Annotated in this window: 15 protein-coding genes; 8 read left to right on the top strand and 7 right to left on the bottom strand. The window is 44.2% G+C overall.

The window, feature by feature from the left end:
* Positions 1 to 20 precede the first annotated feature (20 nt).
* The 8 genes from M5J74_RS08325 (at position 21) to M5J74_RS08290 (ending at position 8,927) form a co-directional block, all read left to right on the top strand.
* Positions 21 to 452, top strand: a complete 432-nt coding sequence (locus tag M5J74_RS08325) for a hypothetical protein (RefSeq protein WP_250016270.1) — start codon at positions 21 to 23, stop codon at positions 450 to 452.
* A 111-nt stretch (positions 453 to 563) separates the two neighbouring features.
* A complete protein-coding gene (locus M5J74_RS08320; protein ID WP_015153668.1) occupies positions 564 to 776 on the top strand; it encodes a hypothetical protein in 213 nt (70 codons plus the stop codon).
* 329 nt (positions 777 to 1,105) lie between these two features.
* On the top strand, positions 1,106 to 2,311 hold the full coding sequence (gene fmdA, locus M5J74_RS08315; RefSeq protein ID WP_015153667.1) for a formamidase: 1,206 nt from the start codon (positions 1,106 to 1,108) through the stop codon (positions 2,309 to 2,311).
* A gap of 163 nt (positions 2,312 to 2,474) precedes the next feature.
* Positions 2,475 to 2,735, top strand: coding sequence for an FmdB family zinc ribbon protein (locus M5J74_RS08310; RefSeq protein ID WP_015153666.1), 261 nt, complete (start codon positions 2,475 to 2,477; stop codon positions 2,733 to 2,735).
* Between the two features lie 49 nt (positions 2,736 to 2,784).
* Entirely contained in the window at positions 2,785 to 3,417 is a 633-nt protein-coding gene (locus M5J74_RS08305) for a TenA family transcriptional activator (protein ID WP_015153665.1), read from the top strand.
* A 290-nt stretch (positions 3,418 to 3,707) separates the two neighbouring features.
* The gene (locus M5J74_RS08300) at positions 3,708 to 6,560 is read left to right on the top strand and encodes a PAS domain S-box protein (RefSeq protein ID WP_250016269.1); all 2,853 of its coding nucleotides are present in this window, start codon (positions 3,708 to 3,710) and stop codon (positions 6,558 to 6,560) included.
* Entirely contained in the window at positions 6,557 to 7,030 is a 474-nt protein-coding gene (locus tag M5J74_RS08295; RefSeq protein WP_015153663.1) for a response regulator, read from the top strand. The genes M5J74_RS08300 and M5J74_RS08295 overlap by 4 nt, the downstream gene beginning before the upstream one ends.
* The gene (locus tag M5J74_RS08290; protein WP_106170199.1) at positions 7,020 to 8,927 is read left to right on the top strand and encodes a response regulator; all 1,908 of its coding nucleotides are present in this window, start codon (positions 7,020 to 7,022) and stop codon (positions 8,925 to 8,927) included. The genes M5J74_RS08295 and M5J74_RS08290 overlap by 11 nt, the downstream gene beginning before the upstream one ends.
* Before the next feature lie 25 nt (positions 8,928 to 8,952).
* On the opposite strand, the gene M5J74_RS08285 is transcribed toward M5J74_RS08290, so the two are convergent.
* The 7 genes from M5J74_RS08285 to M5J74_RS08255 form a co-directional block, all read right to left on the bottom strand.
* Complete coding sequence (locus M5J74_RS08285) at positions 8,953 to 9,726, bottom strand: ABC transporter permease (RefSeq protein WP_015153661.1); 774 nt, start codon at positions 9,724 to 9,726, stop codon at positions 8,953 to 8,955.
* Positions 9,719 to 10,648: an ABC transporter ATP-binding protein gene (locus M5J74_RS08280; protein ID WP_015153660.1), complete on the bottom strand. Its 930-nt coding sequence runs from the start codon at positions 10,646 to 10,648 to the stop codon at positions 9,719 to 9,721. The genes M5J74_RS08285 and M5J74_RS08280 overlap by 8 nt, the downstream gene beginning before the upstream one ends.
* Positions 10,649 to 10,783: 135 nt before the next feature.
* The gene (locus M5J74_RS08275) at positions 10,784 to 11,812 is read right to left on the bottom strand and encodes an NAD-dependent epimerase/dehydratase family protein (protein WP_250016267.1); all 1,029 of its coding nucleotides are present in this window, start codon (positions 11,810 to 11,812) and stop codon (positions 10,784 to 10,786) included.
* 70 nt (positions 11,813 to 11,882) lie between these two features.
* Positions 11,883 to 12,485 carry an ATP-dependent Clp protease proteolytic subunit gene (locus tag M5J74_RS08270; RefSeq protein ID WP_250016265.1) on the bottom strand — a complete coding sequence of 201 codons (603 nt, stop codon included), beginning with the start codon at positions 12,483 to 12,485 and terminating at the stop codon, positions 11,883 to 11,885.
* Between the two features lie 107 nt (positions 12,486 to 12,592).
* The gene (locus tag M5J74_RS08265; RefSeq protein ID WP_250016263.1) at positions 12,593 to 12,766 is read right to left on the bottom strand and encodes a hypothetical protein; all 174 of its coding nucleotides are present in this window, start codon (positions 12,764 to 12,766) and stop codon (positions 12,593 to 12,595) included.
* Complete coding sequence (locus M5J74_RS08260; protein ID WP_250016262.1) at positions 12,763 to 13,212, bottom strand: SRPBCC domain-containing protein; 450 nt, start codon at positions 13,210 to 13,212, stop codon at positions 12,763 to 12,765. Before M5J74_RS08260 ends, M5J74_RS08265 begins: the two co-directional genes overlap by 4 nt.
* Complete coding sequence (locus M5J74_RS08255) at positions 13,197 to 13,532, bottom strand: helix-turn-helix transcriptional regulator (protein WP_015153656.1); 336 nt, start codon at positions 13,530 to 13,532, stop codon at positions 13,197 to 13,199. Before M5J74_RS08255 ends, M5J74_RS08260 begins: the two co-directional genes overlap by 16 nt.
* Between the last annotated feature and the right edge of the window lie 387 nt (positions 13,533 to 13,919).

Here is a 13,919-nt window from a genome sequence, read left to right as displayed (position 1 = left end):
AATTCATCCTCGCGATCGCTATGACTAGCTTACAGTTATCAGGGAGCAGGGAGCAGGGGAGACAAGGGAGACAAGGGAGACAAGGGGGACAAGGAAGACAAGGGGGACAAGGGAGACAAGGGGGACAAGGGGGACAAGGAAGACAAGGGGGACAAGGAAGACAAGGGGACAAGGGAGACAAGGGGACAAGGGGACAAGGGGGACAAGGGGGACAAGGAAGACAAGGGGACAAGGGAGACAAGGGGGAGAAGAGAGAGTCGCGGAGTTGGGGGAGAACGATCGCGCACTACTCACCACACCCCACACCCCACACCCTATTTACTGCTGGTTCCACTAGCCACCACCCACTAGTCACTCTCTACTGTCAACCACCTATTACCAATTGCCTATTACCACTTATGACTAATCTGTCTAAAGAAAGAGGAGAACGGGCGACTATTTTGTCATTTTGAGTACAGATTGAATACAGATATTTCCAGCGTTCAATTGCGTAGCATCACCAACTGCCAATCGTTAAAGTTTACCAATTTTATATCTGCATTTATGCAGAGGGGGCTGCTAGGATGTCTATTACGAAGCGAGAATCTGGAAGTGCGATCGTCTTTGAGGCTCATAACGGTGGTGTGGTGGCATTCTGTCGTCAGGGAGCTTGTTATGTAAATCCTCTGTGTACGTCGGGTGTTAAGAGTAGTGTTTTATCTCTGATGCCGAAAGATGTGGTCTTAGAGGAGTTGCAAACAACCTCTGAGTTCCTGGAATTGCTGGCAAAGAAGTAGAGTAAAGGCTTGTGTCGTTCTGGGTTAGTTTTTCATAGAATTAACCTGCTCGTGCCACCATCGAGAGGACGACTGCTGGGTTGGATTGTTCGTTCAATTCAACCTAGCAATGGCGATCGCGATTCGTTCTACAGATAAATATCGATCCTTCTCAATTGTTAAATTTTTTTCTTCATTTTTTGTTAAATAAAACACAATTTTGACTCCAAGAGATTTGGTGTTGTGTAACGTTGATTATTTTTGACAATTGTTGGTTATTTTTGATACAAACTCTCTTGCGTTCTAATCCTTATGATGCGCTATGTCCGCGTAGCTTTAGGAGGATTTGAATGCCGAAAACGCTTTTCAAAGTCGATCTAACTAAGCCAATGGATCGACAGGAACTCCCTGGACACAACCGCTGGCATCCTGATATTCCTGCCGTGGTTTCGGTGAATCCAGGTGATGTCTTCCGCATTGAGTGTAAAGATTGGACGGACGGACAGATTAAAAATAACGATAATCCTGACGATATCCGCGATGTCGATTTAACGGTCGTCCACGTATTGAGCGGTCCCATCTGGGTCAACGGCGCTCAACCAGGAGACATCTTGGTTGTCGATTTGCTCGATATTGGCGCTTTGCAGGGCGATGAGTGGGGCTTTACGGGTATTTTTGCCAAAGACAACGGTGGTGGCTTTCTGACCGACCACTACCCCAATCATGCTAAGGCAATTTGGGATCTGGAGGGCATATATACCAGTTCTCGTCACATCCCAGGCGTGCGTTTTGCTGGCATCACTCACCCTGGTTTGATTGGTTGCGCTCCCTCACACGACTTACTGGCAACATGGAATAAGCGGGAAGCAGAGTTAGTTTCAACAGCTCCCGATTTACGGACTTATGGAGCGGGATTAGCGGCGAATATGCCAGTTTATGCGGCTCTACCGAATCCAAAAAATGCGATTTTGGGTCAAGTCGCACCAGCAGACTTCGATCGCATTGCGGCTGAAGGTGCGCGTACCGTCCCTCCTCGCGAACACGGTGGTAACTGCGATATCAAAAACCTCTCCAAAGGAACGCGGATTTATTTCCCCGTTTACGTGGAAGGTGCAAAGCTATCGATGGGAGATATTCACTTCTCCCAAGGAGATGGGGAAATCTCATTTTGCGGTGCGATTGAGATGTCTGGTTATATTGACTTGCATGTAGACATCATCAAAGGTGGCGTAGAAAAATACGGCATGGTCAACCCAATTTTCAAGCCAGGTCCCGTAGAGCCTCGTTATTCAGAATATCTCGTATTTGAAGGGATTTCCGTAGACGAATATACAGGTAAGCAATACTTTATGGACGTGCATATTGCCTACCGTCGTGCTTGCTTAAATGCGATCGAATATCTGAAGAAATTCGGTTTTACAGGCGAACAAGCTTATTTATTGCTCAGTTGTGCGCCCGTAGAAGGACGAGTCAGCGGTATCGTTGATATTCCCAATGCTTGTTGTACGCTAGCAATTCCGACGGAGATTTTTGACAAGAATATTTTGCCTGTTTAAAGGGTAATTGGTAATTGGTCATTTGTAACCATCAATCAATCAACACGATCGATCTTCCTTTATTTCCCGATGCCCGAACGGGCGGGTTCACCAGCCATATTTGTTAGAATTAGAAATCTTTGGTAAACCCGCCCCTACAACAACTGATAACTGATAACTGACTATGCCTTTATACGAATTTCGTTGCGATGATTGTGGTGTATTTGATGAATGGCGATCGCTGGCAGAATGTAACAATCCTGCTCATTGCCCAACTTGTGAAGAACCTGCCAAAAAAGTGTTTGCACCACCGATGTTGTTGTCTGGTTCGATGCGACTGAAACAGGAAAATCCAGAGCCAAAATTAGTCAAACGCGATCGCGAACCCGAACAACCCCACCTGAGAAGTCATACTGGCAGTCGCCCTTGGATGATTAACCATTAAAATTGGAAAAAGAGAATACAAATTCAAGTTTTCTGCAACGCTTCCATTTATGGGCTTAACTTGTCAACAATTACTACAAAAGCATCCTCAAGCGTGGCAAGAAGCTACGATCCATCCTTTCCTGCAAGAATGCCAACAGGGAACAATTCAACCGCAACAGTTTAATACTTGGTTGGTACAAGACTATTTATTTGTGATAGATTTTACCCGTTTTCTCGCGAGAATTTTGGCGATCGCACCCCCGCACAACTTCGATATTCTTTTGGCTGGATTGAGCGCCCTTAAAGACGAACTCAACTGGTTTCAAACCAAAGCCGCCGAACGCCAACTGCAACTCAATACTGATAAACAGCCTACCTGCATTGAGTATTGCGACTATATGCAAAGCTTATCTGCAACGCCCTATGCCGTACAAGCTACGGCACTTTGGGCGATCGAACTAGCATACAATCAAGGCTGGCAATTACCTGGAGCCATGCCCCCACCCTACACTGAATTTGCCGATCGCTGGGGCAATCCCGATTTTACGACTTACGTAGACTTCCTAGAACAGCAAGCAGATGCAGCTTTGAGTAACGCCTCAGAGGAGGTGCAGCAACAAGCCACAGCAGCTTTTTTGAATGTTGCTAGATTAGAAAAAGATTTCTGGCAAATGGCGTACACAGTAACCAGTGACCAGTAACCAGTGACCAGTGACCAGTGACCAGTGACCAGTGACCAGTGACCAGTGACCAGTGACCAGTTTATTCTGACTTACGACTTAGCAATTACCAACTACCAACTACCGATGACTAATTGACATTTCATCTTTTTCATGCTATGTAGCATTTGTAACCAACTTCAAAAAGAAATCATCAGTCTTAGGGTAGATGTTTCACCGGAGATCGCGCAAACGCGATGAATTTAATATTTAATAGAGTATAAATAGCTCTGCCAATTAGAACGCCAAAAAATTTAGTCTAAGCGTAAGCTATGGACAACGCTCCCATTCTTGATGCTACTACGATTTTGGTTGTAGACGACGATAAATTCATGCGGCAGCACATGCGCCGAGTGATGGAACAGGCTGGATATCAGGTCGTAGAGGCGCAGAATGGCGAACAGGCAATAGCGGCTTACACTCAGTTTCATCCCAGTCTCGTATTGCTAGATGCCGTTATGCCCGTGATGGATGGGTTTGCCTGCTGTCGGCACTTGCGTAGTTTTCCCGATGGCGATAGCGTGCCAATATTAATCGTTACAAGGCTAGATGATGCAGAATCGCTCCAACTCGCTTTTGATGCAGGTGCAACTGATTTTATTACCAAACCAATTAACGACATAGTTTTACGGCAGCGAGTACGGCATTTATTACAAGCTAGTCGGACGATGGCAGAATTACGCGCCTCTACGGACGCAGCCCAAGCATCGCGCCAACAAGTTACCAATATTTTAGAAAGTATCAGCGATGGCTTTTTTACCTTAGATAATGAGTGGCGATTTACCTACATCAATCAACACGCCCAAGTATTTCTACAAAAAACGAGAGCGGAGTTAATTGGTAAGAGTATTTGGGATGAGTTTCCCGAAGCAGTGGGTTCTACTTTTGACCAGGAGTATCGCCAAGCAAGAGCGCAACAAATTGCAGTTGCTTTTGAAGAGTTCTATCCTCCGCTCAATACTTGGTTTGCCGTTCATGCCTATCCATCTCAAGATGGTATATCAGTATATTTCCAAAATATTAACGAGCGCAAACGCCTAGAGGCGATCGCCCGCACGCGAGAACGAGAACTGGCTGATTTTCTAGAAAATGCCAGCGTCGGCATACACTGGGTAGGAGCAGATGGAATTATTGTCTGGGCAAACCAAGCTGAATTAAATCTGCTCGGTTACACTCGCGAAGAGTACATCGGACAACACATTGCCAAGTTTCACGCCGATCGAGAAGTTATCGACGATATTCTGCAACGCCTCAATGCTGGCGAGACACTGTGCGACTACGAGGCGCGGTTGTTATGCAAAGATGGTTCTATCCGAGATGTATCGATCGGCTCTAACGTTTTTTGGAAAGACAAGCAATTTATCCACACGCGCTGCTTTACACGCGATATCACCGATCGCAAACGGATGGAAAACCAACTGCAACAAACTATGCAGTTGCAACAAGCAGTTCTCAACAGCGCTAACTATACGATAATTTCTACCACCACTGACGGGACAATCCTCACCTTTAATGCTGCTGCCGAGAAATTATTGGGCTATTCCGCCTCAGAAATTGTTGGTAAAACCACACCCGTAATCATTCACGATCGCGAAGAAGTCGTCAGTCGGGCGCGAGAATTGACTCAAGAACTGGGAGTGACAATCGAACCAGGGTTTGAGGTGTTTGTTGCTAAAGCAAGACGGGGAGAACCAACCGAGCAAGAATGGACTTACATTCGTAAAGATGGCAGCCGCTTCCCCGTTTTATTGTCAATTAGCGCCATGTACGATGCTAACGGTAAGATTACCGGATTTTTGGGTATTGGCAGCGACATCACCGAACGCAAACGAGCCGAAGCAGAACTACAACGCCAAAATTTGCGATCGCAATTATTTGCCGAAATTACCCTGAAAATTCGTCAATCGCTCCAACTAGAATCGATCCTCCAAACTACCGTCAACGAAATTCAAAAGTTTCTCCGAGCAGATCGGGTGATTATTTTTCGCCTATGGTTGGATGGTTCTGGAAATGTCGTGCGGGAAGCCGTAGTCAACGGCTATCCAGCGATTTTAGGACAACATATCTACGATCCTTGTTTTGAGGAGGAATACATTCAAAAATATCGACAAGGACGCATCAGCGCTATTCATGATGTCGAGCCAGCAGAAATACACGCTTGCCACAAAGAACTTCTGCAACAATATGGAGTCCGAGCTAATCTCGTCGTGCCGATTTTCCTCAAGCGAGAACTCTGGGGTTTGCTGATTGCCCATCAATGTAGTAGTCCCCGCGTTTGGAGCAGCTTTGAAACCGAATTGTTACGGCAATTGAGCGATCAAATCGGCATTGCTCTCGCCCAAGCCCAAATGCTAGCCGAAGAAACCCGCTACGCGCAAGAACTTGCCCGTTCTAACGCGGAACTGCAACAATTTGCCTCCGTTGCTTCCCACGACTTGCAAGAGCCACTCCGAAAAATTCAAGCCTTTGGCAACCGCTTGAAAGCCAGTTGCGGAGATCTTCTCAACGAGCAAGGACTCGATTCCTTGGAGCGAATGCAAAATGCAGCCGGACGGATGCAAACTCTGATTGACGATCTCTTAATGCTGTCCCGCGTCACGACTAAAGCGCAACCTTTTGTAACTGTCGATCTCAATCGAGTCGTAAAAGAAGTATTATCCGATCTAGAGGTGAGGATACAGCAGACTGGGGGTAAGGTGGAAGTTAGTTCCCTTCCTAAAATTGATGCTGACCCAGTACAGATGCAGCAGTTATTACAAAATCTTTTGAGTAATGCACTGAAGTTTCACAAACAAGATACGCCTCCAGTGGTTAAGCTTTTCAGCCAACTATTTGATTCCCAACACCAACCAGTTACAGATGGGGCGATCGCCACATCATGCCAAATTATGGTAGAGGATAATGGTATCGGTTTTGAGCAAAAGTATCTCGATCGGATCTTCAATGTCTTTCAACGCCTGCACAGTCGCAGTCAGTACGAGGGTACAGGAATCGGACTAGCGATTTGCCGTAAAATCGTCGAACGACATCAGGGCAATATTACAGCTCAAAGTAGTCCAGGGCAAGGAGCTAAATTTAGTGTTACCCTGCCAATTAAACAACTCGTAGGAGATAACTCGGAGTGAAAGGGCGACGCACCACTGTCACAATTCTCATGGCTGACGATGACGAAGACGATTGCATGTTAGCAAGAGAAGCGCTGGCAGAAAGTCGCTTGGCTAACGATCTCTATCTCGTGCGCGATGGCGAGGAATTAATGGATTACCTACATCAGCGCGGTCAATATACTGACCTGAAGCTTGCCCCTCGTCCAGGCTTGATTTTACTCGATCTCAACATGCCCAAGAAAGACGGACGCGAGGCACTACGGGAAATTAAGGCAGACCCGCAGTTAAAACATATACCAGTAGTGGTATTGACAACTTCCAAAGCCGAGGAAGATATTTATCGTAGTTATGAATTAGGCGCTAACTCCTATATCACTAAACCAGTCACCTTTGCTTCCTTAGTAGAGGTCATGAGGACTATTGGTAAATACTGGTTTGAAATTGTAGAACTACCACTGCAATCGGTGGGAAACGGACATGGACACTGAGCGAGTCAAAGTACTTTTAGTTGATGACGACGAGGACGATTATGTCTTGACGCGAGACTGGTTGGCAGCAGCTCAAGGCACGACATTCGATTTAGACTGGGTAAGTTCTTATGATGAGGCAATAGCGACGATCGCCCAGTGTCAACACGATATTTACTTGCTCGACTACCGCTTGGGCGATCGCAATGGTTTAGAATTGCTTCAAGCTGCCGTAGCTGAAGGTTGTGCCGCACCCATAATTTTACTCACGGGCAAAGGCGATCGCGAAATCGATATCGAGGCGATGAAGGCAGGAGCAGCCGACTATCTAGAAAAAACTCAGTTGAGCGCCCCTTTACTAGAACGTTCCATTCGCTACGCCCTCGAACGCCAGCACACTCAGCAACAAATTCGCGCCCAAGCCGAATTACTCGATGTCGCCACCGATGCCATTATTGTTAGATCGCTAGATGACAAAGTTTTATATTGGAACAAGGGAGCAGAACGTCTCTACGGTTGGCAAGCACAAGAGGCGATCGGGCGAAATCCTAACTTATTAATCTACAACGAGAGTCTCGTCGATCAACTGCTAGAGATTCACACAGCCTTAAAGCAAACAGACACTTGGCAAGGCGAACTACATCAAGTCACTAAAAACGAGAAACCAATTGTCGTCTACAGTCGATGGACCTTAGTACGCGATCGCCAAGCTCAGCCTAAGTCAATTCTTGTCGTCAATACTGATATTACCGAGAAAAAACTCTTAGAAGCTCAATTTTTACGCGCTCAGCGTTTGGAAAGTATCGGCACTCTTGCCAGCGGCATTGCTCACGATTTGAATAATGTCCTAGCACCAATTCTGATGACAGCTCAGCTACTGGAATCTCAAATGCACGACGAGCGCAGTCAGCGACTTTTGCCAATTGTCGTTACCAACGCCAAACGGGGTGCGGCTTTAGTCAAGCAGGTACTCTCTTTTGCACGAGGTTTAGAGGGAACGTATACAAACTTACAAATTAAGCATTTAATCTCAGAAATTCGCCAAATTGCCAAACAAACCTTTCCAAAATCGATCGAGGTTCAGACTAACATTGCCTCTAATTTGTGGTCTGTCTCTGGGGATGCCACTCAATTGCATCAAGTCCTAATGAATCTCTGCGTCAACGCTCGCGATGCCATGCCTAATGGTGGAACGTTGACAATTTCTGCCGAAAACTTTACAGCAGACGAACACTACGCCAGGATGAACTTGGAGGCAAAAGCTGGCTCCTACATCGTCGTTACCGTCAGAGATACAGGTCAGGGAATGTCGCTGGAAACTCAGGAAAGAATTTTTGAGCCATTTTTCACGACCAAAGAACTCGGTAAAGGCACGGGACTGGGACTATCCACTGTCATGGGTATTGTTAAAGGTCACAATGGATTTATTCAAGTTTGGAGCGAACTCGGTAGAGGTACGGAATTTCAAGTCTATCTACCAGCAGTGGCAGTTGTAGAATATTATCGGCAGACAGAACAAGACACGCCCTATGGGAACGGTGAGTTGATTTTGGTTGTGGATGATGAAGCTGGCGTGCGCGAGGCAACAAAAACTTCTCTAGAGACTTTTAATTATAAAGTTGTCACTGCTAGTGACGGAATTGAGGCGATCGCTACCTACGCAGAACACCGCGATCGGATAGATTTAATCTTAATTGATATGTTAATGCCTGCAATGGACGGTATTACCACAATTCGTACTATACAAAAACTCAATCCCCAAACTAAAATTATTGCTACTAGTGGTTTAGCCGCTCAAGACAAATTTCATGGAATGACAGACATAGAAGTACAAGCCTTTTTAGCAAAACCCTACACAGCCCAAGAATTATTGCAAACGATGAAGCAAGTTCTGTGTTCGCAACCAGTTGGTTGTTAGTTGTTGATGAGTGACTAGTCACTGATTAATATCCGCCTAAAATTCCGCGTTTCTTTGCTTGGCGTTCTGCTAGTCGGAATAGTCCTATCCCTAGAGCAAGATATACGACTCCATTGATGAAAGCGATCGCTATGTGAGTTAAATTTAAATTCTCTCCGCGTGCCATCAAAGCTCGTAATATTCCTGCACTGGGAGTAATTGGTAATAGACTTGCTAAGACTCGGGCAAATCCCGTCGATGCTTCTATGGGAGTAGCTAGGAGAAATAATAAACCAAATTGAAATATGACTTGTAATTGGCTTACCTGCTTAAATAATAAAGCTAAAGCTCCAATTATAAAAGCAATCCCATTCGCTCCCATCAATACAGTTATGAGAGGTAAAATCAAAACTGGAGGAAAATCGAGACGGCTGCCAGTTAAGAGCATTATAGTTAATAAAATGCTCAAAACAAAAGCTAATTGCAACGTTATCGCTGCTAGCGATCGAATTAAAAATACTTTGACTGCCCCGAATTGAGAGAGAAAAAGTTGTTCGAGCGTGCCAGTTTGAGCTTCGTACTGAATTCTATTAGCAACGTTGCCCATAACAAATAAAACTAAGCTCCAAAGCACGTAGCCAATAACTATTGAATCGAGGCGATCGCCTAATTGAAAACTCGCCCCAGCAACGTAACGAGCGCTCAAAAACAATCCATAAAAAATTGAAACAGTAACTATAATAATACCAACAACTTCGATTGGATAGCGACGTTGTAAAATCCAAGTTCGTTTCAATTCTGCAAAAAATAACTCAATCATTAATATTATTACCTTGTTTCACAATCTGTAAAAATATTTCTGTTAGATTAGCTTGTTCTTTTGCCACAGATTGAATTGGTAAAGGCTGGAGAATAGCAAGAACTTTATAGAGTAATTCCGGGCGATCGATGTAAATAAATCTTCTGGATTCAATCTCTAAACCAATTGTTTCTAATTCTATTATTCTTGTTTCATCTAAAGCGGTTTCCATTTCTATCTTGTAAGCTGTACCAGAAAATTGTTGAATCAATTTTTGTGTGGGTGCTTCTGCCAAAATCTCGCCTTTTTGAATAATGGCAATTCGGTCTGATAAAATTTCTGCTATTTGTAATTGGTGAGTTGTCAGCAAGATAGCACAACCGGTAGCAGCAATTTCGCGGACGAGAATTTTTACATCCTCAGTTGCTTCTACATCTAATCCTAAAGTTGGTTCATCTAATAATAAAAGTTTGGGACGATGAACTAAAGCTACAGCAAATGCTAATTTCTGTTGCATTCCCCGTGAGAGTTGCTCTACAGGAGTATGTCGCTTGGCTAACAAGTCAAATCTTTCTAAAAGATCTCTTCCGGCAAGACGCGCTTCTCGTCGATTCAGTCCTTTTAATACGCCAAAATATTCTAAATTTTCCTCTGGAGTCAATCGCCAGTAAAGGTTGCGATTCCCTTCTAAAACTGCACCCAGGTTTTGTAACGCTGAAGCATTGCGATGAGGATCTTTACCTACAATTCTCACTGAACCAGAATCAGGCTGAATTAAACCCGCCATCATTTTGATACTAGTTGTTTTACCTGCACCATTGGGACCAAGAAAAGCTAAGATCTCTCCTGGGTAGATAGTTAAGGAAACATCCTTCACGGCTGGTACATTTTGTTTGTTGCGGCGGAAAGTTTTTTTGAGATTATACGCTTCTAAGGCTTTCATAAAAAAGTGGTAATGGGTAATGGGTAATGGGTAGTTGGTAGTTGGTAGAGGCTAGTTTTCATATCATTACCCTCACCCCTAATCTCATCCTCTATTGAGTGTGTAAGGTAGGCAATGTCCACCTTACAATTGATATTAAATACTTTTCAAAATGCGATCTTCAGTAGCGTAGTCGAGTAATTCTTTTCCAGTCCACGGAGAAATTTCTGTTGGTGGATGCGATCGCTGCCAGTCAATTGTTGTTTTTAGCGCCTTTTCTAGCGTGACGACTTCGCTATAACCGAGTTCCTGCCGAATGCGGGTGGTATCTACCAGCCAGTGCTGAGCCGTGTTGTATGGTAGGTTCCAGTCTGTCGGTAAAGATTCTGTGGCAACAGTCACAATTTTGCCTTGCCAGCCTGCGACTCGTCCAACTCTGCTCAGTCTTTCTGCCTCAGTTAAAACTTCTGCATCTGCAACATGATAAATACGTCCCTTAGCACGTTCGTTTGTAGCTGCCAAAGCGATCGCGTAAGCAACATTCTCTACATACCCGTAGGAACCGCGCCATTGAGCTATGCTTTCTGGCAAGACGATCGCCGGACGGTCTTCATCCATTCGCTTTAAGTAGGGGAATAGACGGTTGAGAGGATCTTGCGTCCCGTAAACCATTGGCAACCGTACAATTGTACCAGTTAAATCGGCAGAATTCATCACTACCCGTTCGACCAAAATCTTTTCATAATCTGCCGGAGCGTTCAGCGGTCTTTCAGCCATTTCCCGAAATAAATGTAGCTGCTGGCGCAAGGCTGAATTTTCAGTTAGGGGAACCGGCTCAACTGGAGTCGATTCAATTTGCAGAAATACTGCATAAGCGCGATAGACATCCATACTGCTAATAGCAACAACGCGCTCTGCGATACCGTGAAATATATTCATCAGCGCGATCGCATCTGCCTCGGTATAGGGAAACATATCGACGACAACTTGAGGCGAAAGACGCTCAAATTCACTTTTCATCTGGCTAAGAGCGGAGCGATCGCCTAATATATGTTGTATTCCTTCGGGTAAGTCTGCTGCTGTTTTTCCTCGATGGAAAACGGTAACTTCGTGTCCCATTGCATACAATTGCCTAACTACAGCAGGACCAATAAAATTCGTTCCCCCGATAACTAAAATTTTCATATTTGCTCCTTGATGGGAAAGTTAAAAGTTAAAAGTTAAAAAGCAAAACCAATTATCAATTACTAATCAATTACACAGTCAACTTTTGAATAATATTGTCAATCAATCCATACTCTTTTGCTGCTTCAGCGTTGAGATAAAATTCTCGCTCTGTATCGAATTTGATTTGTTCTATTGCCCGATCGCTATTAATAGAAAGTATGCTATTAACTGTTTCTCTTAAATGTGCAATTTCTCTAGCTGTAACTTCGATGTCGCTTACTTTCCCTTGAGTGCTAGCTAATGGCTGTGCGATCGCAATTCGGGCATTTGGTAAAGCCGATCTTTTTCCTTTTGTGCCGGAAGAAAGTAATAATGCAGCCATTCCCTTTGCAGTTCCAACGCAGACGGTACAAATATCCGCCTGAATTTGAGTCATTGTATCGTAAATAGTCAATGCAGCCGTAACTGAACCACCTGAACTATTGATATATAGAAAAAGATCTCGTCCTGAATCTTCCGTATCGAGAAATAGCATCTGCGCTACAATTGAATTAGCTATTTCTTCTGTAATGTCACCTCTTAAAAAGATTACTCTTGTAGCTAGTAAGCGAGAGTAAATATTGAAATAACTCTCTCCATAAGCTGAAAACTGAGGAAAAAAAGGAATGTTTGACTGTTTGGGAAAACTCATCTTTATAGCCTCCTAATTCAAACTTAAATCTTGCGTCGAGGCGTATACTTACAGCTATACATTTTTAATTGTCTGAGCGAGAATGAGAGTGAGGAAGCAGAATTTAGTTACCCGTTATTATCAAAAAAGCTCGCTAAAACATTTGGTAGTCGATCGAGCTTGTCATTCCAACCACCATTCAACAAAGAATGGAGAATAACACTTTCTAAAATTTGAGCTGCACCAATATGCGTAGGTGAAAATGTAGAACTGGGAGCGATCGCCTCTACAGCATGAGTCACTGCATTGAAATCCCCCAACCCCCTTGAAAAGGGAGCATCTGTCCCCCCTTGTTAATGGGATCTAGGGGAGTTCGAGATCTCTGGTTACAAATGCGTACCTCCTGTAACTGAGGTGTTGCGTAATTTAACTCGCGGTGTTCTAGCTGAAGTTGCGTCCCGCCATCAACAGGTGTCAGCGTCCAAATCACAATCGAAGGCTGACTCATATAACTATCCTGCCAATTGTAAGCAAGTCGTTTTGGTGCGTCAATTTCTAAAACTTCGCAACGGATAACACCATCTAAACCTGGTAGGGAATGAGTGCGAAATTGAAATTTGTGACCGATCTGCGGTTCAAAATCATTGTCCATCAACCATGCGGCAAGCGATCGCCTCTCGGTGAGTCCCCGCCAGACTTGCTGCGGTGAGTAAGGATAGAAAACTTTGGTCTTTAATCCTCTGAGCATCGGTTATTCTCCAAATATGCACCGAGAGCAGCTAATTTCTCTTGCCAGAACTGTTCGTAATGCGATACCCACTCCGACACTTGTTTTAAAGGTGCAGGATTCAATTGATAAAGCCGCTGTCGTCCTTCCCGCCGTTGGGTAACTAAGCCTACTTCACACAACACCTGCAAATGCTGAGAAATGGCTGGTAAAGACATGGCAAAAGGTTCAGCCAGTTGTTTTACTGGTTGTTCGCCGTCACGCAACCGATCCAGCAATGCTCGTCGCGTTGGATCGGCGATCGCCTGAAAAATATCTCCCCCCGCAGCGGGTCTACTCATACAATATTTAAGCATTCACTTAAATATTAGGATATATAAGCTTTTACTTAAATGTCAAGCTTACGGAGGCGCAAAATTCCGCGTCTTGACTTTGTAGGTCTTTGTTCAAGTTTTACAGCTAAGACATAAATACAAGGCTTATTTGAGTCATAAAATATCTAATTAAAAAACGCTTTTAGTACGATTCATATTTGGTTGATGACCAATAACTAATCGGCGATCGATGATAGTCTTAACACCAATACTAATTCTCTTTATTTTTGTCCAAAATTTCCTCTCCACTGGTTCCCTTTTTTACAAGGAGAGTTAGGGGATCTGCTGTCGCATATCTTTGTGACATATAGTCTGTGACATATAGTTACAAAAAACTGGTATAAGTCCATCTCA

It is taken from the genome of Chroococcidiopsis sp. CCNUC1, assembly GCF_023546805.1.
In the GTDB taxonomy this organism is placed as follows: domain Bacteria; phylum Cyanobacteriota; class Cyanobacteriia; order Cyanobacteriales; family Chroococcidiopsidaceae; genus Chroococcidiopsis; species Chroococcidiopsis thermalis.
Note: the sequence above shows the minus strand (reverse complement) of the source record. Positions and strands in the feature narration are given on the sequence as shown.

What these genes read in the sequence shown, in the direction of transcription:
- M5J74_RS08325 (WP_250016270.1), top strand. Translation starts at nt 21, where the DNA reads ATGACTAGCTTACAGTTATCAGGGAGCAGGGAGCAGGGGAGACAAGGG.
- M5J74_RS08320 (WP_015153668.1), top strand. Translation starts at nt 564, where the DNA reads ATGTCTATTACGAAGCGAGAATCTGGAAGTGCGATCGTCTTTGAGGCT.
- fmdA (WP_015153667.1), top strand. Translation starts at nt 1,106, where the DNA reads ATGCCGAAAACGCTTTTCAAAGTCGATCTAACTAAGCCAATGGATCGA.
- M5J74_RS08310 (WP_015153666.1), top strand. Translation starts at nt 2,475, where the DNA reads ATGCCTTTATACGAATTTCGTTGCGATGATTGTGGTGTATTTGATGAA.
- M5J74_RS08305 (WP_015153665.1), top strand. Translation starts at nt 2,785, where the DNA reads ATGGGCTTAACTTGTCAACAATTACTACAAAAGCATCCTCAAGCGTGG.
- M5J74_RS08300 (WP_250016269.1), top strand. Translation starts at nt 3,708, where the DNA reads ATGGACAACGCTCCCATTCTTGATGCTACTACGATTTTGGTTGTAGAC.
- M5J74_RS08290 (WP_106170199.1), top strand. Translation starts at nt 7,020, where the DNA reads ATGGACACTGAGCGAGTCAAAGTACTTTTAGTTGATGACGACGAGGAC.
- M5J74_RS08285 (WP_015153661.1), bottom strand. Translation starts at nt 9,726, where the DNA reads ATGATTGAGTTATTTTTTGCAGAATTGAAACGAACTTGGATTTTACAA.
- M5J74_RS08280 (WP_015153660.1), bottom strand. Translation starts at nt 10,648, where the DNA reads ATGAAAGCCTTAGAAGCGTATAATCTCAAAAAAACTTTCCGCCGCAAC.
- M5J74_RS08275 (WP_250016267.1), bottom strand. Translation starts at nt 11,812, where the DNA reads ATGAAAATTTTAGTTATCGGGGGAACGAATTTTATTGGTCCTGCTGTA.
- M5J74_RS08270 (WP_250016265.1), bottom strand. Translation starts at nt 12,485, where the DNA reads ATGAGTTTTCCCAAACAGTCAAACATTCCTTTTTTTCCTCAGTTTTCA.
- M5J74_RS08260 (WP_250016262.1), bottom strand. Translation starts at nt 13,212, where the DNA reads ATGCTCAGAGGATTAAAGACCAAAGTTTTCTATCCTTACTCACCGCAG.
- M5J74_RS08255 (WP_015153656.1), bottom strand. Translation starts at nt 13,532, where the DNA reads ATGAGTAGACCCGCTGCGGGGGGAGATATTTTTCAGGCGATCGCCGAT.